Here is a 24474-nt window from a genome sequence, read left to right as displayed (position 1 = left end):
AATTCCGGCGTGGACAGCCTTTACTTCGTCAACTGAACCCCAGACGTTACGACCGGTCGGTCCGAAAAATTGAGAGCTGCTGTTCGACGCGCGGGAATCAGGATCGCGGAATGCGCCCCATCAGGTAGAACTCCGGATTGGGCAGCATGCCGGAGAAGCTCGCCATTCGGTTGCTCAGGCCGAAAAAGGCGGTGATCGCGGCGATGTCCCACGCGTCCTCGTCACCGAAGCCGTGCTCACGGAGGGCATCGAAGTCGGCGTCGGCGATTTCGTGCGAGGCGGAGTTCACCTTCGTGGCGAAGTCGAGCATCGCGCGCTGACGATCGGAGATCTCTGCGGTGCGATAGTTGACCGCAACCTGATCGGCGACCAGCGGCTTCTTCTCGTAAATCCGCAGAATCGCGCCATGCGCGACGACACAGTACGTACATTTGTTGGCCGCAGAGATCGTGGTGACGATCATTTCGCGATCACCCTTGGTGAGCGCGGAATCTTCCTTGAGCATGATCGCGTCGTGGTACGCGAAGAATGCCCGGAACTCGGCCGGGCGCCGAGCGAACATCAGGAAGACGTTGGGCACGAACCCCGACTTCTCCTGGATCTCGAGAATCTTGGTGGCGATGTCCTCGGGCACCTCGGTCAATTCGGCCTGCGGAAAACGGGTGCTCACTGTGCCTCCTGGTCAACCAACGATGTTCGATTCAAGATAATGATGATTAACTGAGTTGTCCAGATGCATTTCCTGCCCTACTTTTTCGGGCACGGATAGTCGGGTACGACCCAAGCGATCTGCGTAGCGTGAAACCCGTGAACAGGAAGACACGATGATCGACGGACTGAACCGCGCACTCGAGTACATCGAGAGCAATCTGCGCGGCGAGATCGACACAGCCGAGATGGCAAGGCTGGCAACCACCTCGGAGTATCACTTTCGGAGGATGTTCTCGGCCCTTGCCGGCATTCCCGTATCCGAATACATCCGTCGACGTCGACTCACCGTGGCCGGCGCCGAGTTGTCCGTCAGCAGATCAGGGGTGTTGGAGACCGCCGTGAAGTACGGCTACTCGTCCGCGGAAGCCTTCACACGAGCGTTCACCGCATTTCACGGAGTGAGCCCCGGCGCGGTCAAACGTGCTCCCGCCGTTCTCAAATCACAACCGAAACTTGTCATTCACGTGACATTGGAAGGAGCCACACCGATGGACTACATGCTTGTGGAAAAACCTGCCCTGACCGTCGTCGGATTCAAAGCCCGGGTTCCGCTGGTTCACGAAGGTCCCAATTCTGCGATCGAAGATTTCACCCGCTCCGTCGACAAGGTTGCGCTGCGCGGTTTGCGCGAGCTGTCCGATCAGGAACCGGCGGGAATCGTCAGTGTTGTCGACAATGTGGCGCATCCCAGAACCGAAGGCACAGAACTGGATTACTACTTGGGGGTGGTCACCGGCAAACCTTCACCCACGGGTTTCGACGTACTGACGGTCGACGCACACACGTGGGCCGTGTTCACCGCCGACGGGTCGGCAATCGAATCTGTGCAGTACTTGTGGCGAGATATCTACACGGAATGGTTCCCGGCCAACCCTTTTCGCTCCGTACCTGGTCCCGAGATCATGCGTACCGAATACAACGACGATTTCACAGTCGCCCGGTTCGAGCTCTGGATTCCGGTCGAGAGCGAATTGAACGACGACGGCGCGTAAAGCAGCCGCCGGGTCGGATGGAAGTCACGACCCGGCGGCTGAGCCTTCAGATTAAACAGACTGTCAGAGAATCAGTTTCGCTCCGGTGGCAGCAACCACGTCGTCGACACCGATGCCCGGCGCCGTCTCCACCAGACGGAGTCCTTCGTCAGTCACGTCGATCACGGCCATGTCGGTGATGATTCGCTGGACGCAACCCTTACCGGTCAGCGGAAGCGAGCACTCCTCGACGATCTTGTGCTCGCCCTTCTTCGAGACGTGCTCCATCATCACGATGACGCGCTTTGCGCCGTGGACCAGATCCATCGCGCCGCCCATGCCCTTGACCATGTGACCCGGGATCATCCAGTTCGCGAGATCCCCGGTGGCACTGACCTGCATGGCACCGAGCACGGCAACGTCGACCTGACCACCGCGGATCATGCCGAACGACGCAGAGGAGTCGAAGAACGACGCACCGGGAAGAACGGTGATGGTCTCCTTGCCCGCATTGATCAGCTCGCGATCGAGTTCGTCCTCGGTGGGGTACGGCCCCACGCCCAGAACGCCGTTCTCCGAGTGCAATACGACGGTGATGTCGGTCGGGAGGTAGTTCGGAACCAGCGTCGGCATACCGATGCCGAGGTTCACGTACTGTCCGTCCTCGAGTTCGCGCGCAACGCGCGCCGCCATCTCTTCACGGGTGAGCTTGGTGGGTAGTACAGAAGTCATGCTCGTACCGTCCGATTCTCGATGCCGACCGTCACGGGGCCGACGTGGACAACGCGCTGAACGTGAATGCCGGGCGTGTGGATCTCGGCGGGGTCGAGCTCACCCGGCTCGACGAGGTGCTCGACCTGCGCAATGGTGATGCGTCCCGACGTTGCTGCTGCCGGATTGAAGTTCTGGGTACTCGCGCGGTAGACGAGGTTGCCGTGCCGGTCACCTTTCCAGGCATGGACCAGTGCGTAGTCGGCGACGATGCCGCGTTCCATCACGTAGGTGACGCCGTCGAAGTCACGAGTTTCCTTGGGCGGGCTGGCAACTGCGATGCCGCCGTTGCCGTCGTAGCGCAGTGGCAGGCCGCCGTCGGCAACCTGGGTGCCGACACCGGCCGGGGTGAAGAACGCGGGGATGCCCGCTCCCCCGGCACGCATGCGCTCGGCGAGCGTGCCCTGGGGCGTGAGTTCGACTTCCAGCTCACCGGAGAGGTACTGACGCGCGAACTCCTTGTTGGAGCCGACGTACGAGCTGACGGTACGACGGATACGCCCCTTCTCCAGGAGCACTCCGAGCCCGAACCCGTCGGTGCCGCAGTTGTTGCTCACCGTTTCGAGTGACGTCGCGCCCTGCTCGAGGAGCGCATCGATGAGGATCTCCGGCACTCCGACGAGCCCGAATCCTCCGACAGCGATCGTGACGCCGTCCGGCACGTCGGCGACGGCCTCGGCAGCAGTGGGAATGACTTTGTCCATCATGTCGATCACAGTAGCGCGACGCGTACGTATTGTGAACCCCCGTCCGCATCACGAACATTTTTCACCCCCGGCATTGCCTGGGTCACGTCGACGACCTATTCTGTTCGCAGAGCGCAACACATGTACACATTGCGAACAACTTCACGTAACCGAACGACGAGGTTCCCTATGCTGCATCTACCGCCGAGGTACCAGCGGCCGACTGGCGTCAACGCCCCGGCCGATTTCGCGGACTACAAGACGACTTCTCTTCGCCACCCGAAGCAGCCGCTGAAGCTGCTCCCCCAGCGGCTCACGGAGCTCACCGGGCCGGTATTCGGCGAGGATCGCGTCGGCGCCGGCGAAAACGACCTGACCATTGCCAACGGCGGCGAAGCACAGGGACAGCGCATCGTCGTTCACGGCCGCGTACTCGACGGCGACGGAAAGCCAGTCCCCCACACACTGCTCGAGGTGTGGCAGGCCAACGCCGGTGGACGCTACCGCCACACCGGCGACAACTGGCCCGCGCCGCTGGATCCGTTCTTCAACGGCCTGGGTCGCTGCGTCACCGACGCGAACGGCCACTACAGCTTCACCACGATCAAGCCGGGCGCCTATCCGTGGATGAACCACGACAACGCCTGGCGACCGGCCCACATCCATTTCTCGCTGTTCGGCACGGCATTCACGCAGCGCCTCGTGACGCAGATGTACTTCCCCGAAGATCCGATGTTCTTCCAGGACCCGATCTACAACGCGGTACCCGAAGAAGCCCGTCACCGCATGGTCAGCGTCTTCGACTACGACGCCACAGTCCCCAACTGGGCGCTCGGGTTCCGCTTCGACATCGTCCTGCGCGGCCGTAATGCCTCCGTATTCGAGAACGAGGAAGACCACGATGACTGATCACACCGCGAAGCCCGCACCCACTTATCCGGTCGTCCCCGGAGACTTCACCACTGCCCCCTTCGGTGTCACGCCCTCTCAGACCGTCGGACCGTACTGGCACATCGGTCTCCCCTGGACGGACGGCCCCGACGCCGCCCCCGCCGATGCCCCCGGACGAATCACGCTGGCCATCACGGTGATCGACGGCGCCCGCACACCCGTCGCCGACGCGATGATCGAAACGTGGCAGGCCGATACGCTCGGACGCTTCAACCATCCGGACGATCCCCGCGGCGCAGTGGAGCTCACTCCCGCCGGTTTCCGCGGATTCGCCCGCAGCGCAGCGGATCCCACGGGCACAGCTCTCGTCCACACAGTCAAGCCCGGAGCTCTTCCCACCGAAGCTGACGTGAACGAGGCGCCACACGTCGACGTGTCGGTATTTGCTCGCGGCATGCTCGACCGTCTGGTCACCCGCTTGTACTTCCCCGAAGACGCCGACGCACACGCAACAGATCCGGTGCTGTCCTCACTGAGCGAAACCGAACGCGCGAAGTTGGTTGCAACCAAGGTCGACGGTGGGTACTCCTGGACGGTCTATGTTCAGGACGAGGACGCGAACGGCGTCGAGACGCCCTTCTTCGAGCTGTAAGAGGAGTACACATGCCCACTCGCGGCGCACTGTTCGACCCGGTGTTCGGGGCCACCCGAGTATCGGAGCACCTGTCCGACCAGGCGTGGGTCACCGCGTTGCTCGACGTGGAGGCCGCACTGAGTTGTGCCATGGCCACAGTCGGGTTGGCAGATGGGGAACATTGCGCCGCGGTGGCGGCTGCTGCAGCTGAACTCTCACAACCGGGCGGTCTCGACATCGTGGCGCTCGGCCGTGCGTCGGCCGCCGGCGGAAATCCCGTCATCCCACTGGTGAAGATGCTGCGTGAAAGGGTCGGACTGGAAGGTGTGCCTGCCTCCGTGGTGCACCCGGGCGCCACCAGCCAGGACATCATGGACTGTGCGCTGATGCTGTTGACGCGACGCGCAGGCGCGGTGGTTCTGGCCGATCTGACCCGCGCCGCCGATTCCGCCGCCCACCTCGCTCGCATCCATCGCGCCACTCCGATGGTCGCCAGAACCCTGGGCCAACAAGCACTTCCGACCACCTTCGGGCTACTGGCCTCGAGTTGGTTCACCGCACTCGACGCCGCGGCGATCCGACTCGAGATCGTGCTGTCCACGTTGCCGGTTCAATTCGGCGGAGCCGCGGGAACACTCGCTGCTCTGTATCCCGACGGGCTCAGGATCGCCGATGCGCTGGCCGACGAACTCGGCCTGGCCAGGCAGGTCACTCCGTGGCACACCGACCGCGTGACCATCGCAGAACTCGCGACCACACTCGGTATCGTCGCCGGCGCCGTTTCCAAGCCAGCCACCGACATCACCGTCATGGCGTCCACCGAGCTGTCCGAGGTCGCCGAGAGCGCTCCGGGCGGCTCATCGGCCATGCCCCACAAGCAGAATCCGGTTGCCGCGATCACCGCCCGCGCAGCAGCGCGACGCACTCCCGCACTGGTGGCCACAGCTCTGTCGAACATGGATCACGAATTCGCTCGCGCTGCAGGCCCCTGGCACGCCGAGTGGGAAACAGTCACCGATCTCCTGCGCCTGGCCGGCGGAGCGGCGCACCAGCTTTCCGTCAGCCTCACCGGTCTGCACGTACACACCGAGTCGATGGCTCGCAATCTCGACATCACCGGTGGCCTGATTCTTGCCGAGCGTGTCACCAAGGCTCTGTCCGCACACACTGATCGAGCGCGCGACATCGTCACAGCGGCAGCCACTTCCGGGGTCGGACTGGATCGAGATCCCGCTGTCGCAGAACACCTGAGCGAAACCGAGATCGCCGAATTGCTCGACCCCGCACACTATCTGGGCCACGCCACCGATCTGGTCGACCGCGCCCTCGCCGAACGCCCTACAGGAGGATCTCGATGAGCGTCGCGCTCAACTTTCAACAGACCGGCAATCCTGATGCTCCCGCAGTGGTGCTCCTGGGGTCACTCGGATCCGATCTGTCCATGTGGCAGCCGCAGATTCACGCGCTGTCGAATCGCTACCGCGTCATCGCCGTCGACCATCGCGGCCACGGCAAGTCGCCGGTTCCCGCCGGCCCATACTCCATTGCCGATCTCGGCGGCGATGTCATCGCTCTCCTCGATTCGCTCGAACTCGAGTCCGTACATCTGGTCGGGCTCTCCCTCGGCGGCGCTGTCAGCCAGTGGATCGCCGCGCACCACCCCACTCGCGTGGAGACCTTGACCTTGATGTGCACGTCCTCGCAGTTCGCCCCGGCTCAGCCGTGGATCGATCGTGCGCAGGCTGTCCGTGCGGACGGTATTGCATCCATCGCGGCCGCCGTGGTCGGACGCTGGTTCACCCCGGGACTGGCCGACAACGATCCGGAACTTGTCGCCCGCCACGTCGCGATGGTCGAAGCCACACCCGACGAGGGCTATGCCGCCTGCTGCGAGGCACTTTCGGTGTGGGACGGCCGCGCCGACCTGGCCCGCATCGTCGCTCCGACGCTCCTCGTCGCGGGTGAGCAGGATCCGTCCACACCTCCGGCGACGCTGAGCGCGATCGCCGACGGTATCGCCGATGCGGTACTACACGTCGTTGATCCCGGCGCACACCTGGCCAACGTCGAACAGGCCGGGCGCGTCACCAAACTGCTTGCAACGCATATTGCCTCGCACATATCTGCGCTCGCCCAACGGAGCGCCGCGGTGTCGGCAGGCATGACCGTACGACGTCAGGTGCTCGGCGACGCCCACGTCGACCGTTCCATCGCCGGTGCCACCGAGTTCACGGCCCCGTTCCAGGATTTCATCACTCGCACGGCGTGGGGCGACATCTGGTCACGCCCCGGCCTCGATCACCACACTCGCCGACTCCTCACTCTCGCGATCCTCACCGCCGTCGGCAACGAACACGAACTCGACATGCATATTCGTGCTGCACTGCGTGCCGGGATCGATCCCGACGAACTCGTGGAAGTATTTCTCCATACCGCGGTCTATGCGGGTGTGCCGAACAGCAACTTGGCTTTTGCGCTGGGAAAGCAAGCACTCGCGGACCTCTCGGCCGAACCTGAGGAGAACGAGACAACATGAGCGAGAACAGCAGCGAGCAGTCGCCGGGACCGTCCCCGGACTACGTGCAGTCGCTGGCCCGTGGGCTTTCCGTCATCAAGGCTTTCGACGGTGAGCACCCGCGTCGCACCCTCAGCGAGGTTGCCAGGCACACCGATCTCACGCGTGCGACTGCTCGCCGCTTCCTGCTCACACTCGTCGAACTCGAATACGTACGTACGGACGGTTCGGTGTTCTGGTTGACGCCGCGAGTCCTCGAACTCGGCTACAGCTACCTCTCCAGTCTGTCCCTTCCCGAGATCGCCGGGCCGCATCTGGAAGCCCTGTCCGCCAAGGTCCGTGAATCCACCTCCGTGTCGATCCTCGACGGCGACGACGTCGTGTACGTAGCCCGTGTTCCGGTCAGCCGCATCATGACGGTGTCCATCACCATCGGCACACGCTTTCCCGCGTACGCCACGTCCATGGGCAGGGTTCTGCTCGCCGGCCTGCCGAACGACGCACTGGACGCCTACCTCGCCCGCGTGTCCTTCGCCCGCCTGACCGGCAAGACCATCTCCACCGCCGACGGACTGCGCGCCGAACTCGAGAAGATTCGCGCCGACGGGTTCGCGATAGTCGACCAGGAACTCGAAGAAGGTCTGCGCTCGCTCGCCGCACCGATCCGGGACGCAACCGGTGACGTGGTCGCGGCCGTCAACATCTCCACCCAAGCCGCCCGCTACAGCGCCGAAGCTGTTCGCGGTGAACTGGTTCCGGCCGCAGTCGCCACCGCGGACGCTATCTCCGTCGATCTCGGACGTACTCAGTCGTCCAACAATCACTCGGCAGCTACTCGCTGACCGGGCATACCCAAGGAAGAACCAATGCCTGACGTTGTCATCTGTGAGCCCCTCCGCACCCCTGTCGGCCGCTTCGGCGGCGTATTCCGTGACGTAGCTCCGGAAGATCTCGCCTCGACGCTGATCACCGAACTCGTCACGCGTACCGGCATTTCCGGCGCAGAGATCGACGACGTCATTCTCGGCCAGGCTTCGCCGAACGGTGAGGCTCCGGCGATCGGACGCATCGCGGCGCTGAACGCCGGTCTGGGTGTCGACGTTCCCGGCATGCAGGTGGATCGCCGGTGCGGGTCGGGATTGCAGGCAATCATCCAGGCCGTCATGCAGGTTCAGTCCGGTGGCAGTGACCTGGTCCTCGCGGGCGGTGCCGAGTCGATGAGCCAAGCCGAGTTCTACGCAACCGGAATGCGTTGGGGCGTCAAGGGTGAGGGTGTTGCGCTCAGCGATCGTCTCGCTCGTGCCCGCGTCACAGCCGGTGGACGCGAATTCCCGGTTCCCGGCGGAATGATCGAAACGGCAGAGAACCTGCGTGCCGAGTTCTCCATCAGCCGAGAGGATCAGGACGCACTCGCGGTGCAGTCGCATCAGCGTGCAGTCGCCGCCCAGAAGAACGGCGTCTTCGCCGAGGAAATCGTTCCGGTATCCGTTCCGCAGCGCAAGGGTGAGGCCCTGATCGTCGACACCGACGAGCATCCGCGGGCCGACACCTCGATGGAATCGCTTGCGCGCCTTCGTCCCATGCGCGCAAAGATCGACCCCGACTCCACCGTGACCGCAGGTAATGCCAGCGGCCAGAACGACGGCGCAGCACTGGCGATCGTCACCACCGCAGACAAGGCCCGCGCACTCGGACTGCGCCCCCTCGCGCGCTTGGCAAGTTGGAGTGTCGCGGGCGTTCCCCCGCGCACCATGGGCATCGGTCCCGTCCCGGCGTCGGAGAAGGCACTCGGCCGCCTCGGATTGACCCTGGCGGACATGGATGTCATCGAACTCAACGAAGCCTTCGCGGCACAAGCACTCGCAGTCCTGCAGAGTTGGAAGCTCGAGGCCGACGACCCACGCATCAACCCCAACGGCTCCGGCATCTCCCTCGGCCATCCGGTCGGCGCCACGGGTGGACGAATCCTGGCCACCCTGTTGCGCGAGATGGACCGTCGCGAAGCGCGTTACGGCCTCGAGACGATGTGCATCGGCGGCGGGCAGGGCCTGGCTGCGGTCTTCGAGCGCCTGTCCTGATCAAGCTCCGACGTGCGCGACGCCGGGGTCACCGAGTTCGCCGCGTAGACCGTCGAGAAAGACACGCAACAGTTCGGTCAGTTCGGCCTGCTGCTGCTCGGTGAGAATCGACGTCAGTTCGGCTTCACGGCCGAGGACTCGGTCCACCAGTTGCTCCACCAGCTCGTGACCGGCGGCAGTGAGCGTCACGAGAACGATTCGTGAGCCCTCGGTTGCAGACCGCTCCACCAGGCCTGCGTTCTCCGCGCGCGCGAGTCGCTGCGAGATCGCACCGGCCGTGACTCCGGTCTGCTCGGTGATCTGGCGAGTCGTCAACTGATACGGCTCGCCGGATCGCCGCAGGACACTGAGCAGGTCCAGAGTCGCCGTGTCCGCACCGGCCGAGGCGAGTACCCGTCGGCGATCCTCACCGAGCAGCTTGGCGCACATCCACAGCCTGGTCACGATGCCGATGCCCTCTACCGGCGTGCCCGGCCTTTCGCGAAGCCAGGCCAACGCGACCGCGTCCACCGCGTCGTCCGGGTTGTAGTCGCCCACCACTGCACACCTCGTTCAGCTCTAAATGATACGTTCTTCGTATAGGTCTAAACGTAGCTCACGGAGGTAGGCATGACACGCACAGTTCTGGTCACCGGCGGCGGAACAGGGATCGGGCGCGCAGTTGCAGCAGCGTTCGCCCGAGACGGAGACACAGTTTTCGTCACCGGCCGACGCACGGAAACACTCGAAAAGACCGCGGAGGAGTTGGGCGACGCTGTTCACGCCTTGACGTGTGACAACTCCGACCCGAAAGACCTGAAGCGGTTGCAGGATTCGCTTCCGGGAACCGTCGACGTCGTGGTGCACTGCGCCGGCGGTAACACGGACTTCGATCGCGAAGCGCCGTCAGATCTGGAATCCCTGGCCGCCGGGTGGCGTGCCAATCTGGACTCCAACCTCATCTCCGCAGTGTTGACCACAGCTGCAGTTCGAGATCGAATCCCCAGTGGCGGTGCCGTCATCACCATCGGATCGATTGCCGCCGACAAGGGCGCGGGAGCGTACGGCGCTGCCAAAGCGGCAGTTGCGACGTGGAATGTCGATCTGGCCGCCGAACTGGGCCCCGAAGGCATCACGGCGAACATCGTCTCCCCCGGTTACATCGCCGACACGGAGTTCTTCCGAGACTTTCTGACGGACGAGCGTCGCGCGATGCTGATCGAATCCACCAGCACCAAGCGCGCCGGAACGCCGGACGACATCGCGTCGGCCGTCCACTTCTTGGCCTCACCTGGCGCCCGGCAGATCACCGGCCAGGTATTGGCAGTCAACGGGGGTGAGAGAACCAGTCGCTGATCATGCCAGGTGGCGCTCGAAGAACGAGTCGATTCGCTTCCAGGCATCCTGCGCTGCAACAGGATCGGGACCGATTCCGACGATGCGCTCCAACGGACGAAGCACCTTGGGTCCGGCCTCCGCGTCGTTGAGGAACGCATGGCCGGCGGTGGGGTACTCCTTGACGTCGTTCTCGATACCGGCATTGTCGAGCGCCGTCTCCAGTTTCGCTGCCGCGCCCCGGAGCGAAAAGTCCTTGCCTCCGAAACTCCCGACGATCGGGCACGAATCCACCACGGCCTCATCGAGTTTGCGTGGAAGCTGACCGTAATTGACCGATGCAGCATCGAAATCTCCGGCGCTGACCATCGCGAAGCCGCCGCCCATACAGAATCCGATGACACCGATCTTTCCCGTGCAGTCCGGGGATTCCACCAACCAACTGCGAGCGACTTCGATGTCGGTAAACGCCTTGCCGTGGCCTCGAAGCATCGACGTCATGGTGGGCACGAGGCACCGCTTCGCCCCGCCCGCGCTGTAGAGGTCGACGGCAAGCGTCAGGAATCCCGCAGCGGCCAGCCGCTTGGCTTGACGCTGCATCACCTCTTCGAGCCCGAAGGCCTCGTGAATCATCACTACCCCCGGCCACGGGCCGGGGGTAGTGGGGGTTTCGAGTATCGCTCGCAGCGGTTGTGATCCGCCGACTACTGCGGCGCGGCCCGTCAGATCTATGTCCACCATGTCTCGATGCTAGGCCGACACGGCGTCCACAGGCTCGCAAGCGAGGTCAGGGAAGCTGTTTTCCCTGGCCCGCCGCAAGTCCGGACAAGAGCTCGGCGAGCTGCGGCAAGGCGTACGGCGCGCTCAGCGGACCGAAATTGTCGACGAAAGCACTCGAGAGCAGAAGTTCCACCGGCGCATAGGCTCGCGCCTTCACCGCGGGGAGGTTCTGGAAAACTGCGAAGTTCTCGAACCTCGTCGTGGCTTCCTGGTCAGAAGCTAGGCTGAGCAGAATGTCTGCGGGCGCGAGTACCTCCGCCTGTTCCATCGACAGCGCAGTCATCTGCTCGGCGTTGTATCCGCGATAGTTGAGTCCGAGTTCTCGCAGCAGAACCCCGGGTGCACTGGCATCCCCTTGCACATACAACTGATCGCCGTACATCGAGCCGATCATGATCGCCTTGCCGCCCAGACCGTTGAGTGAAGCTGCCGTGTCGGAGATCAGGGCATCGGTCCGGGCGATCGCGGCAGTAGCGGCCTCGTCGACAAAAGCGGCCCGGCCGACCGTGGCAACGCCGTCACGCCACGACGTGGTCCAGTCCAGCGCTACGACCGGCGCGATCTGACTGAGCCTCTCGGCTGCCGGTTCGAGATAAGTCTTCATACCGATGATGAGGTCCGGCGAGTAACGCGCGATGATTTCCGGATTGATTTCGCCTGTGGTGCCGAAGCTTTCGAGATCGGCTATTCCCGCGGCGCTCTGCCACGGCAGTGAACCGCGGTCCCACGATCCTGTGTTGCCGTAGGCGACTGGGTGAACGCCGAGCGAGAGCAGGAATTCCAGATCCGTGAAGTCGCTGGCAACAACGATCCTTTCCGGCTTTCCCGAGATCGTGGTGGTTCCGAGCGCATTGACGACTTGGCGTTGCTCACCGGCGTCTGCGGCATCTGACGTCGTCGAACACCCCGCAAGGATGGCGGCCGCTGCCGCCGCGCCGACGCCGAAGAACCCACGGCGGCTGAGCTGGTCCACGAGTTCAGCGGTCGTCGGTGATTCGCGAATCGTTCCGTACACGTGTGCACTCTCCTTCTCGGCGTCTGCTGCGCGCGCCGAGGGCACAGCGAATGCGAGATTAGCCCACCCTGAGCACGCGTGGGGCTCCTACGTTTCGGTGTACGGCAACCATTGACGTTTAAATATATCGATTGATATATTTAAACGAAAGTTGTACTGCTCATAGAAACGGAGACCGCATGAGCGCGCCGGCCACCACCCCGCCAACAATTGCCAAGTCCGAACTGGAACTTCGCCGCGAACTCGCCGCCGTCTACCGGTTGCTCGCCCACTTCAAGATGACGGACCTCATCTTCACGCACGTCTCGGTGCGCGTTCCGGGGCCCGAACATCATTTCCTCATCAATCCGTACGGCCTTCTCTTCGAAGAGATCACAGCATCCAACCTGGTCAAGATCGATCTCGACGGGAACCTCGTCGAGCCGTCCGAATATCAGGTCAACCCAGCAGGATTCGTAATCCATGGGGCAGTGCACTCCGCGCGGTCAGACGCACAGTGCGTCCTTCATACGCACACCAAGGCCGGCTGCGCCGTCGCAGCACAGGAAGACGGTCTGCTGCCGCTCAACCAGATCTCGATGGAGTTCTACAATCGGGTCGGCTACCACGACTACGAGGGCATCGCTCTCAACACCGTCGAGCGTGAGCGGTTGGTGAAGGATCTCGGCACCCACCCCGCGCTGATTCTCCGCAATCACGGCCTGCTGACTGTCGGCGAGACTGCGTCGGAAGCATTTCTGCGAATGTTCTACCTGGAGAAAGCATGCGACATCCAGATCGCCGCACAGGCTTCCGGCAGTCTGCGCCTACCCTCCCCTGAACTGGCGGAGTACACCGCCAGACAATTCGCGGGCGAGGTGAAAGACGAGTTCAGTGACGACCAGGCTTACGAATTAGCCTGGGCTGCACTACTTCGCCTTCTCGATCGAATCGATCCGGAATACAAGAACTGAGGCGAGCGCCCCTCAGGACCCCGGTGCGGCTACAACGCCCACCGGGGACTTTCCCGTCAGCACCGCAACGACGTTGAGTGCGGACTGCCTGGCCAGAGTCCCCGAGACCGCCGACGAATACCAGGCGGCATGAGGAGTGATCGTCAGGTTCGGAATCTGCAGTATCGGATCATCAGCAGTCGGCGGTTCTGTCGGTAGCACGTCGACCGCAGCGCCGGCCAATCTGCCGCTACGCAAAGCACTTCCGAGCGCTTCGTGATCGACGAGGCCTCCGCGCGAGACGTTGACCAGGAACGATCCCGGCTTCATCGACGCCAAAGCCTGAGCGTCCACGATGCCCGCAGTCTCCGCAGTCAACGGAACATGCACGCTCAACACGTCCGATCGACGCAGAAGCTCGTCCCACTCCACGACCTCGACGCCGGGCGCTCCGGCCGAGAGTGAACGCCCCGCTGCCAAGACCGTCATCCCCAGCGCTGCTGCACGGCTGGCAAGTGCCTGAGCGATCAGTCCGAATCCATAGAGGCCCAGAACTGTTCCTGCGATCCGACGTGGCGGATACTCCACGACACTCCAACGACCTTGGTGCACTGCGGCATCGAGCGGACCGATGGAGCGCAGCAAGGACAGGATCGACGCCAGCGCATGATCGGCCACCTCCTCGGTGCAGTAGTCGACCGCGCGAGTGACGGTGACGCCCCGATCATGGGCCGCGCCCACCGGCAGGTGATCGAACCCGGCCGAGGTGGCCGCGAGGAGACGCAGATCCGGCAAGGAGTCGAGATGATGTGCGTCGAGCCCTACGGTCTCCGGCCCCACCAGTAGCGCGATTATGCCTGCGCCGCTCGGGATCTCGGAACTGAACTCGACGCCGACGTCGATCCCGGCGGCGCCGAGAGTTTCTCGCAGAGTGCCGAGGTCGATGAAATCGTCGAGCACCACGATTCGATCCGTCACGTCCGAGCCTCCGCGGATATCGCTTGCAGGACTGCGTCGACGCCTCGGGCCACCGCGCCGGGAGCCCGAATGGCGTCCATCATGAAGGGATCAAGAATCGACTGCATGGCAAGGCCGTCGGTGAGTCCGACCAACCTGATCGTCACGAGGTCGGGGTCGACATCTGCCGGCACCGCCCCCTCCTGTTGCGCCTCCAGAACCGTCTCGCGAACGATCCGGCGCCACCGAGCGAGAAAGCCCGCGATCTCACTGCGAGCTTTCTCTTCCTGTGCGCCTTCGGCATAGAAGAAGAGGAACACGCGCGTCATCGCCAGGCGTCGATCGTCGAGTGGCAAAACACTGGCGGTGATTCCCCGCAACTTTTCGAGCGCCGAGTTGTCGACCTGATCCAAGATGACCTGATACTGATCACCTTGGATGTCCGCGGCCCGGCGCAGCGCGGCGAGGAGAAGTTCGTGTCGAGAATTGAAGTAGTGGTTCAACACTCCGGTCGACCATCCACTCTCCTCGGCAACCGCCCTGGTGGTCACCGCCGAGATACCCTCGCGGGCGATCAGGCTGAGAACAGCGTCGGCCAGCACCAACCGTCGCTCGTCGTGATCAACGACCTTGGGCACGATCTACCTCCTTGTGGCGTGCACTCCTGCACGCACCGACCTTCAGGCTATCGGGGCGACTTCGGGTTCGGCCGTCTCCGTGCCCTTTCCGGAAACTCGCTCGTTCCAGATCTTCATGACTGCGGGCGGAGTCGGCGCCGTGGTCAGACTCAGCGCAACGAAGACAACGAGTGCACTCACCAGACCGACGTACACCGGTTCGTTGGCCAGCACGTCGCCGACGACGAACATCGTGATCAGAGTCGCTGCCGTTCCCACCGCCATCGATGCCATCGCTGCGGTTCCGGTGGCCCTCTTCCACACCAGACCACCGAGGATCGGGACGAGCAGGCCGCCCACGAGGATGTCGTACGCAATCGTGAGCGCCGCGACGATGTCGTTGATCAGGGCGGCGAGGACGATACTGACGAGGCCGATCACGATGACGTACAGACGGTTTCCGCGCACATCTGCTTCCGGATCGGACGTATCCAGGCCAGGCTGTGTACGCCCGAAGATCTTCGAGACGAGTGGCAAGACGTCTTGCCGCGCCACGGTGGCGGTAGCGATCAGCGCGCCCGAAGCAGTCGACATCATCGCTGCGACGGCCGCTGCAAGGACAATGCCGCTGAGACCGATCGGGAGAACGTGGACTGCCACGTCGGCGTAGACGTCGTCGGAAGATCCGATGTCAGGCATCAGAGCCGAGGCCGCCAGACCGATCAGTGCACCTGCCACACCGTAAAGCAGGCAGTAGACGCCCGCTGCGACGCCGCCCCAGCGCGCAACTTCGGGCGATTTGGCCGTGAACACACGCTGCCAGATGTCCTGCCCGATAAGGATTCCGAGCGTGTACACGACGAAGAAGGTGATGATCGTGCCGGTGCCGATGGTGCCGAGCGAGAACGCTGCGTCGCCCACACGCTCCTTGATCCCGTCGTACCCACCGGCTTTCGACCATGCGAACGGGAGCAGCAGGAAGAAGATTCCGATGGTCTTGATGACGAACTGAACGACGTCGGTCAGGGTGATCGACCACATGCCGCCCATCGCGGAGTACGCGACGACGATCAATCCACCGAGGACTACGGAGAGCGTCCGGTCGAACCCGAAGAGCACGTTGAAGATAGTGGCGTAGGCAATGGTGGACGTAACGGTGAGCATCAACGTGTAGGCCATCATCACGATGCCGGACGCGCCGGTTGCGTCGATTCCGTAGCGCAACTTCAGCATTCCCGAAACCGTGTATACCTTCAGACGCTGAATCCGGGAGGCGAACAACAGACTCAGCAGGAGCACACCAGCGGCGATGGAGACCACCAACCACATACCGGAGATTCCGTATTTGTAGCCGAGACCGACCCCGCCGACCGTGGACGCTCCGCCGATGACGACGGCGGCCATCGTGCTCGTGTAGAGAACTCCGCCGAGCCTTCGACCGGCCACGAGGTACTCGCTGGAGTTGCTCGCGCGGCGTTTGCCCCACCAACCGAACGCCAGCATTGCGGCCAGGTAGGTCAGGATTATGGCTATGTCCATGGTGACGATTCCTTCGTGAAGTACCAGCAGGTCCGAGTGCAGACGCCGGTCTCGTCAGACCGCCTGAGGAAACCGTAGAAGACGATTGACGTGAAATAAATCACTTGATACAAATAATCACTTCAGAAATTTCTGATGTATCTGTTCGCGACTCTGCCGAGGTACCCGATGCGCAGCTCACTTCCCGATCTGAAACTGCTTCGGATCTTCACCTCCGTGGTGCGCCACCAGGGCTTCGCGCCGGCGCAACAGGACCTCGGCCTGTCCGCCTCGGCGATCAGCACCTACATGAGCCAGCTCGAACGCCAGCTCGGCATCGTCCTGTGCCACCGCGGCCGCAGTGGGTTCAGCCTGACCAGCAAGGGCGAGCTCTACCACCAGGAGTGCGTCCGCATCCTCGGCGAACTGGAGGGGTTCGAGCGGTATGCCACCGCACTCCAAGGCGAACTGCGGGGAACGATGACCGTCGGGGTGCTGGATTCGACTGTCACGGACTCGACGCTCCCGCTCGCCGACGTCATCGGCGAATTCAGCCGAACACACCCCGGCGTCTATCTCGACCTCAAGGTCCAAACTCCGCACGAGCTTCAAGTAGGCGTCCTCGACGACCGTATCGACGTGGCGATCGGCGCATTCGCCTCGCCGATGAACGGTCTGACCGCACAGGCCCTACACCGCGAGCAGCACTGGCTCTACTGCAGCGACAAACATCCACTCTTCGCGAGCAAGCGGGTGCACCCGGACGTCATCACCCGTCAACGAATGGTCACCAGGGGTTATTGGAGCGAAGCCGAATTGGCTCGCCAAGGATTCACCGAGAGATCGGCCACCGTCGAGAACATGGAGGGGCAACTCATTCTCATCCTCTCGGGCGGATACATCGGATATTTACCCGAGCACTACGCCGGATACTGGGTCGACCAGCAACGACTGCGCCCCCTACTGCCCGCCTCCTTCGGCTATCAGGCACCGTTCTCCCTGATCTATCGCCGTGGACGGGCACGCGAACCACTGGTCCTCGCCTTCCGCGAATTGGTCAGAACCAGCGTCGAAGATCAGTAGCGCGGCCACCTCTGATCATGCTGACAAACCGTTTTCTGCACGTCGCCCACCCTTCGACTTGCGCGGCGTGGGAGGATAGACATATCGAGATCGGGACTTCGATGTGAGGGCCCGGATCGAGTTTGTAGGGAGTATCGGTATGGCACAGGGCATCGTGAAGTGGTTCAACGGCGAAAAGGGCTTTGGTTTCATCGCTCCCGACGACGGAACACCGGACGTGTTCGTTCATTACTCTGAAATCTCGGGCAACGGCTACAAGTCGCTCGACGAGAACCAGCGTGTGGAGTTCGAGGTTGGCCAGGGCCAGAAGGGTCCTCAGGCCACCAATGTGCGCGCTGTCTAATCAGTGACACAAGAAGAGGGCCGCACCCGCAAGGGTGCGGCCCTCTTCTGCATCAGGTTCGCCCCTGAATCACTGATCCTGAATGACGGCCAGCGCGCCCACGATGTTCGACTCCGCCACCGACTTCGAGATTCCGAGATCGGCCAGAACACCTGATCCGTCTTCGAGTTCGAGCAGCGCGAGCAGGATATGTTCAGTTCCGATGTAGTTGTGGCCCAGGCGAAGAGCCTCACGGAACGTCAGTTCCAGGACCTTGCGCGCACGAGCGTCGTACGGAATGAGTTCTGGCAGTTCGGAAGTCGGAGCCGGTAGTACACCCGCCACTGAATCCCGGACGGACCCGAGGTCCACCCCCTGCGCCACTATCGCCTTCGCAGCCAACCCGGCAGGCTCCTCGACAAGCCCCAGGATCAGGTGCTCAGGCTGGATCTGTGCATTACCGGCGGCGCGGGCTTCGTTCTGCGAGGCCATGACGACGTTCTTCGCCCGGGGAGTGAACCGGCTGAATCCTTCGTTCGGATCCATCGGCTTCTGATCATTCGGCGCCTTGGGAACAAAACGCTTCTGTGCGGCCTGCTTCGAGACACCCATGCTCGCGCCGATCTCCGTCCACGACGCTCCCGACCTGCGCGCCTGGTCGACGAAGTGACCGATCAGATGATCTGCAACGTCACCGAGATGATCAGCGGCGATCACCGCGTCGGACAGTTGATCGAGCGCGTCGGTGTGCACCTTCTTGATCGCGTCGATGAGGTCGTCGAGTCGAACCTTGTTGGTCATTTCCACTGGCTTGCTCATGCGTCAACCATAGGTTGACGAAATCGAAAACGTCAACCCTAGGTTGACGATCGTTCTCGCCGCCCAGTGATCAGCCGGAAAAGAATTCACGCAGAGCCGGGACAATAGCGTCGTCGGCAACGCCGTGACCCTGACCGGGGATCTCCAAAGTTTTTGTCCCCGAGACTTTTGCAGCGATTCGCGACGCCGAGGCAGGTGCCCATCGGCCACTCTCACCGCCGTACATGACCAACGTGGGGACGGTAATCGAGGCCAGCCAGTCGAGCGACTCGCAGCCGTGATCGCACACGGCGACGTCGTAGGGCAAGGTGTGCGCGATGGCGCACATTTCGGGCCAATCGGTACTCCGCTTGATCTCGTCGACCATCTCCGGAGACGCGCCGGTCAGGTCCAGAAAACGGGTCACAGCCCCCTCCCTGTCACCGGCAGCGATCAACCGCTCGAGATCGCTTTGGGCAGTCACGTCACGCTGGTCGTCGTCCATGTACGGCGCCTCGTAAACGGCGAGCTTGCGCATCGGCACGGCCTGCGCGGCAGCTTCCAAAGCCAGCGCAGCACCCGACGACAATCCGTAAACCAGCGGCGTTTCACCGGTGGCAGCGACGACCGCCCGCAAGTCCTCTACCTCGGCGTCGATCGAGAATGCACGACTGTCACCGCTGTCCCCGCGTCCGCGCCGGTCGTACGAATACACCGTGAAACCCGCCGCCAACTCTGCAGCGAGAGAATCGAACCATCCTCGATCGCAGAACGCTCCGGCAACCAGGACCACCGCTGGTCCGGCACCGGAGCGTTCGTATGCGATGGTCGTACCGTCGCGGGATTGCACTACCTCTGGGGATTGCTCTGTTTGCACGTCGATCTCCTCAGGTTTGGTCAATGCCTACCTGATTAGACCGCCCGCGCTACCGAAACTCATCGGTCCAGTCGGCAGAGGCTTCAGCTGATCTTGTTGTAGAGCGCATCCCAACCCTGTGCCACGTACGAAATCGTGTAGATCGAACCGTAGAACGTGGAGCCACCCAGACTGGTGACGTTGCCCGCCTGCACTGCCGGGAGTCGCTGCCACAGCTTGCTCGCCACCAATGCCTGGTACGCGGCACTGTCCTCGTTTTCGGTGATCATGAAGCCGTCGACGCCGGCCAGCACATCGAGGCCTTCGAGGCTGACGCCACCCTCGGGATCGAGGCCCTCCGAGGTGGCAGTTTTGCCGCCGATGTCGCCGAGCGTCATGTCGCTGGGCTTGTCGCCCTTCTCGGACGTACGGATGCTCGTGACGTACAGCGTGTTCGTGTCGGGCATGAACGAGACACTGGCGACGGTCTTGGACGCAATCTTCTCGGCATGACGACTGCGGATGTCGGAAATCAGATTGTCGTAGTCGAGCGTCAATCGATCGAGTGTGGCCGTTCGACCGAGCCAGCCCGACAGCCGCGAGAGGTTGGTACGCCAGTCGTCGGTGAACTCGGTCGTCAGAACCGGTGCGATGGTGGACATCTCGGCTACCGGCCACCACTCGCTCTCGTAGTTGAGGCACACGATCAGGTCGGGCTCGAGTGCCAAGATCTGTTCGCGGTTGGGGATCTCCGACAGGAACGGTACCGACGAATCGATAGGCACCCACGGTGTCGCCTGGGCGTACGTGTAGCCGACGAGCGGAAGTTCCAGCGCTACAGCAGGTTCCAGGTCGAGTCGAGAGTCGATCGCGACAACCCTCTTGGGATTGACAGGAATGTCGTACGTTCCGAGAGGTGTCGTCACAGAACGCATTTCGGTTTCACCCGAACTGCTCCCGCTGTCACCGCAGGCCGCCAGGAACGCGCCCAGTCCGGCGATGCCGGCACCGAAGCCGAACTGCCGACGCGTGAGGTCCGAAACGAGGCGGTTGTCGGAGTAGCCCTCGGGAAGCAAGAGCGTGGATTGAGCGGGCATGCGTGTCGAACCTCCAGAAGAAATGAATCATCCACTGTTGCGAGCGGATAAGGATGCCCTAACAGCGTACGCAGGGAGGGTCGTCGCGATCGGCCCAGAAATAGTCGGATCAGGCCAAATCGAGCTCCTTACTTTTCGAGTTTGCGCATCTCGACGAAGTAGACCGCGCTGAACGCGAGGTAGGTGCCGACGATTCCGAGGACCGAGATGATCAGGACGAGAGCGAGAAACATAGCCATGATGGTCTCCACTGACACGGGTTGTTCACGATGTCGATCGAGAGAAAATGGCTTCGAACTGCGGCGCTGCGACTCGAAGCGGGGCCGAAACTTTCGGTTACACACACCACGCTAGCCCCAGGCGTCTCGAGTTTCGATGAACTCGAGGTGAACTCTCCGACGGCTACGTCACACTTTTCTGTCGGACGGTCAGTTCGGTCCGAGCACCTGTCCGGACCATTCGACCAGAGGCGTCAATGCGCGCCACGCTGTGCGAACTTCCTTCAACGTCCTGGCGCTGTCCAGCCACGAGGGGCTTGGGTAACTGCGACCAGCAGTCAGCGACTTGTGACGCAGCAATTCGATCCGCGGGTGGTCAACCGTGTATCCGCGAGGCGCCGTCTTGAGCTTGTCGCCGCCGATCGTGAATCCGGCCTTCTCGACGGAGGCCAGGATCTTCTCGAGCTCCGGCCCTCGAACGTCGTCGTCGACAGCCGCACGATAACGCGCGATAGTCTCCGAACTGCTGGCGTAGAAACCGCCGGCCACCATCAACCCTACCGCGTCGATCTGCACGTAGTAGCCACAGCTCTCGGCGAGACCGACGAACGCGCCCTGATGTGTCTTGTACGGAATCTTGTCCTTCGAGAATCGAACGTCTCGATATGGCCGAAAGAGCTTGGCCGTGCCGAATTCGTCCTCCAACGCCGCGGTCAACGACGCCATCGGACGACGAACCACCTCGTCGTACGTCTCCTTGTGCGCTGCCCACCAGGTTTTGCTGTTGTCGGCTTCCAGGTCTTCGTAGAAGTCGAGTGCAGCAACGGGTATGCCAGTGAACGCAGCCATGGCATAAGCCTAGCTGCCTGTTCGGCTTTGGACCGCCTGCCCTGCACCGATGCCCGGATCGGCCGAAATCCGTAGACTGCATGGGGATGATTTCCGAAATACAAGCATGGGAACTGACCGACACCAACCGAGACTGGCTGATACACCGACCTGTCGAGATCGCGATCTACGTGGCGCTCGCAGTCGTACTGCGCTTCGCGCTGCACCGCGGGATCGATCGAATGTCGAAGCCCCGTAAGTCTCCGAATGCCAAGGTGAACGAGCGCAGATCGCAGAGAGCCCGGACCATCGGTTCGGTACTCAAGTCGACGGTGTCCATCGTCATCCTCGTCTGGTGTGTGCTGCAGATCCTCGGAATTCTCGGGATCAACGTCGCGCCGTTCATCGCATCCGCCGGAGTCATCGGTCTTGCCATCGGTTTCGGTGCACAAAACCTGGTGCGTGACTTCCTCTCCGGCATCTTCATGTTGCTCGAGGATCAGTACGGTGTCGGCGACGTCGTCGATCTCGGCGACGCGGTCGGGACCGTCGAAACCGTGGGCCTGCGAGTTACCACGATTCGAGATGTCAACGGCACCTTGTGGTACTGCCGCAACGGCGAAATCCTGCGAGTCGGCAACATGAGTCAGGGTTACGCCACTGCAGTTCTCGATCTCCCGATCGCCCACAACGCGAACGTGCACAAAGCATGTGAGGTGGCAACGCGAGCTGTCCTCGAGGCGGCGGAGTCCGAACCGATCAGGGCGGACATGATCGACAAGCCGGAGATGCTGGGAGTCAATTCGGTTACTGCCGAGGCAATTACCATTAGAGTGACGGCGCAGGTCAAGCCTGGACGCCAGTGGGCAGTCCAGCGCGCATTTGCGCGCTCGGCGCTGACTGCGTTCGAAGAGCAGGGAATCGAGGCACCGTACCTGCCTGTTCTGCGATGACGGTTGAGACGGAAGCGTCTGCCCTTTTCATCAACTACGCGAGCCCCCGGCGGGGTCGATACCGCCGGGGGCTCGCCGGTGTTTGAAGCGTGCTTCAGACGATGGAGGTCGAGACCTCCCGGTTTGCCGAGGTGTTACCGAAAACCCTGTGCAGGAACATCGTCAGCGCAATCGCTGCGACGATGCCGATCAGCGGCGGGATTCCCACTTCGAACTCACCGGAAAGCCATGCGAGGAACGCTGCGACGGCATAGACGGCGAGGTTTCGCCAGTGGACCGGCTGCGGGGTGTAACCCTCGGGAATGCCGCGCCGCCAGCGGCACAGGAAGTCCGCGATGATCACACCGCCCAATGGCGGGATGAACGTTCCGAGAAGGCTCAGGTAGTCGACTAGATGGTTGTGCACACCGGTCAGGGCGAGTGCCGTTCCGATCACACATCCACCGATGACGAACGGGGTCTTGCGGGGCTTTCTGAACAATTCGGCACCGGCCACCCCGAAGGCGTAAGCGGTGTCGGCGTTGCTCTTCCAGAGATTCCCGAACAGCAAGACCAGGCCCCAGCCGACAAGCCCGAGGTTGTAGAGAATCAGCACGAAGTCACCCTCGTGGAACGTGATGGCTCCGATGGCACCGAACAGGATCATCAATCCGTTTCCGAGCAGGAACCCGATAACGCAGGCCCACACCGCTTGTGATCCGGAACGGGCAAACCTGGTCCAGTTGGGCGCTTGCGTTCCCGCCGATACAAATGTGCCGACCACAGTGGTGATTGCGAGCGCGATCGTCATGGTCGTCTGTGGTTGAACCGAGACCAGGCCGGAGAATCCACCGACTTCCTCGAGGGACCGGAACACGACCCAGCAGGCCAACGCCAGGATCAAGGGCGTCGAGACGAGCGAGACCCAATACATTCCGCGGTAGCCGTAGCAGGCAGTGATGCACATCAAGATGCTCGCCGCGATCATCACCGACGCTCGCGCGAGATAGGAATCCCAGCCCAATGCCTGCGCGGTGAGATCGCCGATCGTGCCGATGATCACTCCGTACCAGCCGATCTGGGTACCGCCCAGCAGGATCGAAGCGAGCTTGGACCCGCGAGTGCCGAAACTGTAGCGCGCCATCACAACTGTTGTGAGTCCGGTTCGGGCTCCCACGAACCCCATCATGGCGACGTACACCCCCAAGATGGCGGATCCGGCGGCGATCACCACCATCAGTTTCCAGAACGAGAACGCGGTACCGAGCGCTGCTCCGGCCAACATCGTCGGTGTGAAGATGGTGAACCCCAACAACACCACCGCGAGTGAGAAGAACGGCTTTCGTGCATGAAGCGGAACCGGAGTAACGGGATAGTCAGGGTCGACCGGAGGGCCTGCGCTCTCCGAATCGCCTGCGACCGTGGCAGGTTCGACGGCGCTGCTCATACAACTTCGCCGATGTCTTCGAGCCACAGGCTCGGGCGCTCGGCCAGCATGCGGTCCATCAGTGCCACACACTCCGCGTCGTCGACGACGTCGACCTGAATTCCGCTGCTGCGCAACCATTCTTCCGACGCTTCGAAGGAACGATTTTCGCCGACCACGATTCGAGGGATCTCGTACAGGCGCGCAGTTCCGGCGCACATGAAGCACGGCGACAAAGTCGTGTAGAGGACACACTCGCGATACACCGAGGCCGGCAGTCGTCCGGCACGCTCGATGCAGTCGGTCTCTCCATGACGGATGGCGCTGTTCATCTGGACCCGACGGTTACGTCCGACTGCGAGAACCTCGCCACGGTGAATCAGCGCCGCGCCGATCGGCACGCCGCCCTCCTCCCAACCGATCTTCGCCTGTTCGATCGCAAGTCCGAGAAAATACTCATCGGTGTGTGCCGGGTGATTCATGTGCGCTCCTGGAGTCTGACCAAAATCGTCGATTGTGGCTCG

The 24474-nt window shown here is 62.5% G+C and carries 27 protein-coding genes; 12 read left to right on the top strand and 15 right to left on the bottom strand.

The features are described from left to right. Nucleotides 1-97: 97 nt before the first annotated feature. A complete protein-coding gene (locus tag DBV08_RS24260; RefSeq protein ID WP_095972090.1) occupies nt 98-670 on the bottom strand; it encodes a peroxidase-related enzyme in 573 nt (190 codons plus the stop codon). Between the two features lie 154 nt (nt 671-824). On the opposite strand from DBV08_RS24260, the gene DBV08_RS24255 reads away from it, so the two are divergent. Next, nucleotides 825-1703 (top strand): AraC family transcriptional regulator, encoded by an 879-nt coding sequence (locus DBV08_RS24255; protein ID WP_124569142.1) that lies wholly within the window; start codon nt 825-827, stop codon nt 1701-1703. 63 nt (nt 1704-1766) lie between these two features. Here the strand turns inward: DBV08_RS24255 and DBV08_RS24250 are convergent, their stop codons facing one another. Together DBV08_RS24250 and DBV08_RS24245 are read right to left on the bottom strand one after the other, a co-directional pair. Next, nucleotides 1767-2414, bottom strand: a complete 648-nt coding sequence (locus tag DBV08_RS24250; RefSeq protein WP_124569141.1) for a CoA transferase subunit B — start codon at nt 2412-2414, stop codon at nt 1767-1769. Further along, nucleotides 2411-3157: a CoA transferase subunit A gene (locus DBV08_RS24245; protein ID WP_007730016.1), complete on the bottom strand. Its 747-nt coding sequence runs from the start codon at nt 3155-3157 to the stop codon at nt 2411-2413. Before DBV08_RS24245 ends, DBV08_RS24250 begins: the two co-directional genes overlap by 4 nt. Before the next feature lie 171 nt (nt 3158-3328). On the opposite strand from DBV08_RS24245, the gene pcaH reads away from it, so the two are divergent. From pcaH to DBV08_RS24215, 6 genes are read left to right on the top strand one after another with little or no spacing between them, the layout of a single operon-like run. Continuing rightward, nucleotides 3329-4048 (top strand): protocatechuate 3,4-dioxygenase subunit beta, encoded by a 720-nt coding sequence (gene pcaH / locus DBV08_RS24240; protein WP_124569140.1) that lies wholly within the window; start codon nt 3329-3331, stop codon nt 4046-4048. Then, entirely contained in the window at nt 4041-4682 is a 642-nt protein-coding gene (pcaG, locus tag DBV08_RS24235) for a protocatechuate 3,4-dioxygenase subunit alpha (protein WP_124569139.1), read from the top strand. Before pcaH ends, pcaG begins: the two co-directional genes overlap by 8 nt. A gap of 11 nt (nt 4683-4693) precedes the next feature. Beyond that, nucleotides 4694-6022: a 3-carboxy-cis,cis-muconate cycloisomerase gene (gene pcaB, locus DBV08_RS24230; RefSeq protein WP_124569138.1), complete on the top strand. Its 1329-nt coding sequence runs from the start codon at nt 4694-4696 to the stop codon at nt 6020-6022. After that, complete coding sequence (gene pcaD / locus DBV08_RS24225; protein ID WP_124569137.1) at nt 6019-7200, top strand: 3-oxoadipate enol-lactonase; 1182 nt, start codon at nt 6019-6021, stop codon at nt 7198-7200. The genes pcaB and pcaD overlap by 4 nt, the downstream gene beginning before the upstream one ends. Then, entirely contained in the window at nt 7197-8021 is an 825-nt protein-coding gene (locus DBV08_RS24220) for an IclR family transcriptional regulator C-terminal domain-containing protein (protein WP_124569136.1), read from the top strand. The genes pcaD and DBV08_RS24220 overlap by 4 nt, the downstream gene beginning before the upstream one ends. Before the next feature lie 24 nt (nt 8022-8045). Continuing rightward, the gene (locus DBV08_RS24215; protein WP_124569135.1) at nt 8046-9257 is read left to right on the top strand and encodes an acetyl-CoA C-acetyltransferase; all 1212 of its coding nucleotides are present in this window, start codon (nt 8046-8048) and stop codon (nt 9255-9257) included. Here the strand turns inward: DBV08_RS24215 and DBV08_RS24210 are convergent, their stop codons facing one another. Then, a complete protein-coding gene (locus tag DBV08_RS24210; RefSeq protein WP_235170403.1) occupies nt 9258-9794 on the bottom strand; it encodes a MarR family winged helix-turn-helix transcriptional regulator in 537 nt (178 codons plus the stop codon). A 72-nt stretch (nt 9795-9866) separates the two neighbouring features. Here DBV08_RS24210 and DBV08_RS24205 point away from each other — a divergent pair, with 72 nt between their 5' ends. Then, nucleotides 9867-10592: an SDR family NAD(P)-dependent oxidoreductase gene (locus tag DBV08_RS24205; protein ID WP_095972081.1), complete on the top strand. Its 726-nt coding sequence runs from the start codon at nt 9867-9869 to the stop codon at nt 10590-10592. On the opposite strand, the gene DBV08_RS24200 is transcribed toward DBV08_RS24205, so the two are convergent. Together DBV08_RS24200 and DBV08_RS24195 are read right to left on the bottom strand one after the other, a co-directional pair. Further along, the gene (locus tag DBV08_RS24200; RefSeq protein ID WP_124569134.1) at nt 10593-11312 is read right to left on the bottom strand and encodes a dienelactone hydrolase family protein; all 720 of its coding nucleotides are present in this window, start codon (nt 11310-11312) and stop codon (nt 10593-10595) included. It abuts the gene before it with no gap. A gap of 46 nt (nt 11313-11358) precedes the next feature. Further along, nucleotides 11359-12411 carry an ABC transporter substrate-binding protein gene (locus tag DBV08_RS24195; protein ID WP_260395738.1) on the bottom strand — a complete coding sequence of 351 codons (1053 nt, stop codon included), beginning with the start codon at nt 12409-12411 and terminating at the stop codon, nt 11359-11361. 134 nt (nt 12412-12545) lie between these two features. Here DBV08_RS24195 and DBV08_RS24190 point away from each other — a divergent pair, with 134 nt between their 5' ends. After that, nucleotides 12546-13319, top strand: a complete 774-nt coding sequence (locus tag DBV08_RS24190) for a class II aldolase/adducin family protein (RefSeq protein ID WP_003939863.1) — start codon at nt 12546-12548, stop codon at nt 13317-13319. Between the two features lie 12 nt (nt 13320-13331). On the opposite strand, the gene DBV08_RS24185 is transcribed toward DBV08_RS24190, so the two are convergent. Genes DBV08_RS24185 through DBV08_RS24175 form a run of 3 tightly spaced genes read right to left on the bottom strand, consistent with a single transcriptional unit; the run spans nt 13332 to nt 16411 of the window. Then, complete coding sequence (locus tag DBV08_RS24185; RefSeq protein ID WP_124569133.1) at nt 13332-14276, bottom strand: C-terminal binding protein; 945 nt, start codon at nt 14274-14276, stop codon at nt 13332-13334. Further along, nucleotides 14273-14893 (bottom strand): TetR/AcrR family transcriptional regulator, encoded by a 621-nt coding sequence (locus DBV08_RS24180; protein ID WP_124569132.1) that lies wholly within the window; start codon nt 14891-14893, stop codon nt 14273-14275. Before DBV08_RS24180 ends, DBV08_RS24185 begins: the two co-directional genes overlap by 4 nt. A gap of 42 nt (nt 14894-14935) precedes the next feature. After that, nucleotides 14936-16411, bottom strand: a complete 1476-nt coding sequence (locus DBV08_RS24175; RefSeq protein ID WP_124569131.1) for a sodium:solute symporter — start codon at nt 16409-16411, stop codon at nt 14936-14938. A gap of 168 nt (nt 16412-16579) precedes the next feature. Between DBV08_RS24175 and DBV08_RS24170 the strand changes: the two genes are divergently transcribed. Both DBV08_RS24170 and DBV08_RS24165 read left to right on the top strand, forming a co-directional pair. Continuing rightward, nucleotides 16580-17473: a LysR family transcriptional regulator gene (locus DBV08_RS24170; protein WP_095972124.1), complete on the top strand. Its 894-nt coding sequence runs from the start codon at nt 16580-16582 to the stop codon at nt 17471-17473. A gap of 139 nt (nt 17474-17612) precedes the next feature. Next, complete coding sequence (locus DBV08_RS24165) at nt 17613-17816, top strand: cold-shock protein (RefSeq protein ID WP_003939930.1); 204 nt, start codon at nt 17613-17615, stop codon at nt 17814-17816. Between the two features lie 69 nt (nt 17817-17885). On the opposite strand, the gene DBV08_RS24160 is transcribed toward DBV08_RS24165, so the two are convergent. From DBV08_RS24160 to DBV08_RS24145, 4 genes are all read right to left on the bottom strand, one after another. Further along, the gene (locus DBV08_RS24160) at nt 17886-18614 is read right to left on the bottom strand and encodes a Clp protease N-terminal domain-containing protein (RefSeq protein WP_124569130.1); all 729 of its coding nucleotides are present in this window, start codon (nt 18612-18614) and stop codon (nt 17886-17888) included. A 70-nt stretch (nt 18615-18684) separates the two neighbouring features. After that, nucleotides 18685-19470 (bottom strand): alpha/beta fold hydrolase, encoded by a 786-nt coding sequence (locus DBV08_RS24155; RefSeq protein ID WP_124569129.1) that lies wholly within the window; start codon nt 19468-19470, stop codon nt 18685-18687. 83 nt (nt 19471-19553) lie between these two features. Next, nucleotides 19554-20546, bottom strand: a complete 993-nt coding sequence (locus tag DBV08_RS24150) for an ABC transporter substrate-binding protein (RefSeq protein WP_007729992.1) — start codon at nt 20544-20546, stop codon at nt 19554-19556. Between the two features lie 428 nt (nt 20547-20974). Next, complete coding sequence (locus tag DBV08_RS24145; protein ID WP_124569128.1) at nt 20975-21613, bottom strand: DUF2461 domain-containing protein; 639 nt, start codon at nt 21611-21613, stop codon at nt 20975-20977. Nucleotides 21614-21699: 86 nt separating this feature from the next. Between DBV08_RS24145 and DBV08_RS24140 the strand changes: the two genes are divergently transcribed. Then, nucleotides 21700-22545: a mechanosensitive ion channel family protein gene (locus DBV08_RS24140; protein ID WP_003939801.1), complete on the top strand. Its 846-nt coding sequence runs from the start codon at nt 21700-21702 to the stop codon at nt 22543-22545. 94 nt (nt 22546-22639) lie between these two features. On the opposite strand, the gene codB is transcribed toward DBV08_RS24140, so the two are convergent. Beyond that, nucleotides 22640-23971, bottom strand: coding sequence for a cytosine permease (gene codB / locus DBV08_RS24135; RefSeq protein WP_124569127.1), 1332 nt, complete (start codon nt 23969-23971; stop codon nt 22640-22642). Next, the gene (locus DBV08_RS24130; RefSeq protein WP_003940577.1) at nt 23968-24432 is read right to left on the bottom strand and encodes a nucleoside deaminase; all 465 of its coding nucleotides are present in this window, start codon (nt 24430-24432) and stop codon (nt 23968-23970) included. Before DBV08_RS24130 ends, codB begins: the two co-directional genes overlap by 4 nt. Nucleotides 24433-24474 lie beyond the last annotated feature (42 nt).

Origin of the sequence: Rhodococcus sp. KBW08, from assembly GCF_003852455.1 — a bacterium.
GTDB lineage: Bacteria > Actinomycetota > Actinomycetes > Mycobacteriales > Mycobacteriaceae > Rhodococcus_F > Rhodococcus_F baikonurensis.
Note: the sequence above shows the minus strand (reverse complement) of the source record. Positions and strands in the feature narration are given on the sequence as shown.

Coding starts and splice junctions, on each gene's coding strand:
- codB (WP_124569127.1), bottom strand. CDS start 23,971: ATGAGCAGCGCCGTCGAACCTGCCACGGTCGCAGGCGATTCGGAGAGC.
- pcaD (WP_124569137.1), top strand. CDS start 6,019: ATGAGCGTCGCGCTCAACTTTCAACAGACCGGCAATCCTGATGCTCCC.
- DBV08_RS24205 (WP_095972081.1), top strand. CDS start 9,867: ATGACACGCACAGTTCTGGTCACCGGCGGCGGAACAGGGATCGGGCGC.
- DBV08_RS24255 (WP_124569142.1), top strand. CDS start 825: ATGATCGACGGACTGAACCGCGCACTCGAGTACATCGAGAGCAATCTG.
- DBV08_RS24165 (WP_003939930.1), top strand. CDS start 17,613: ATGGCACAGGGCATCGTGAAGTGGTTCAACGGCGAAAAGGGCTTTGGT.
- DBV08_RS24175 (WP_124569131.1), bottom strand. CDS start 16,411: ATGGACATAGCCATAATCCTGACCTACCTGGCCGCAATGCTGGCGTTC.
- DBV08_RS24250 (WP_124569141.1), bottom strand. CDS start 2,414: ATGACTTCTGTACTACCCACCAAGCTCACCCGTGAAGAGATGGCGGCG.
- pcaG (WP_124569139.1), top strand. CDS start 4,041: ATGACTGATCACACCGCGAAGCCCGCACCCACTTATCCGGTCGTCCCC.
- DBV08_RS24150 (WP_007729992.1), bottom strand. CDS start 20,546: ATGCCCGCTCAATCCACGCTCTTGCTTCCCGAGGGCTACTCCGACAAC.
- DBV08_RS24245 (WP_007730016.1), bottom strand. CDS start 3,157: ATGGACAAAGTCATTCCCACTGCTGCCGAGGCCGTCGCCGACGTGCCG.
- DBV08_RS24190 (WP_003939863.1), top strand. CDS start 12,546: ATGAGCGCGCCGGCCACCACCCCGCCAACAATTGCCAAGTCCGAACTG.
- DBV08_RS24215 (WP_124569135.1), top strand. CDS start 8,046: ATGCCTGACGTTGTCATCTGTGAGCCCCTCCGCACCCCTGTCGGCCGC.
- pcaB (WP_124569138.1), top strand. CDS start 4,694: ATGCCCACTCGCGGCGCACTGTTCGACCCGGTGTTCGGGGCCACCCGA.
- DBV08_RS24170 (WP_095972124.1), top strand. CDS start 16,580: ATGCGCAGCTCACTTCCCGATCTGAAACTGCTTCGGATCTTCACCTCC.
- DBV08_RS24200 (WP_124569134.1), bottom strand. CDS start 11,312: ATGGTGGACATAGATCTGACGGGCCGCGCCGCAGTAGTCGGCGGATCA.
- DBV08_RS24130 (WP_003940577.1), bottom strand. CDS start 24,432: ATGAATCACCCGGCACACACCGATGAGTATTTTCTCGGACTTGCGATC.
- DBV08_RS24160 (WP_124569130.1), bottom strand. CDS start 18,614: ATGAGCAAGCCAGTGGAAATGACCAACAAGGTTCGACTCGACGACCTC.
- DBV08_RS24145 (WP_124569128.1), bottom strand. CDS start 21,613: ATGGCTGCGTTCACTGGCATACCCGTTGCTGCACTCGACTTCTACGAA.
- DBV08_RS24140 (WP_003939801.1), top strand. CDS start 21,700: ATGATTTCCGAAATACAAGCATGGGAACTGACCGACACCAACCGAGAC.
- DBV08_RS24220 (WP_124569136.1), top strand. CDS start 7,197: ATGAGCGAGAACAGCAGCGAGCAGTCGCCGGGACCGTCCCCGGACTAC.
- pcaH (WP_124569140.1), top strand. CDS start 3,329: ATGCTGCATCTACCGCCGAGGTACCAGCGGCCGACTGGCGTCAACGCC.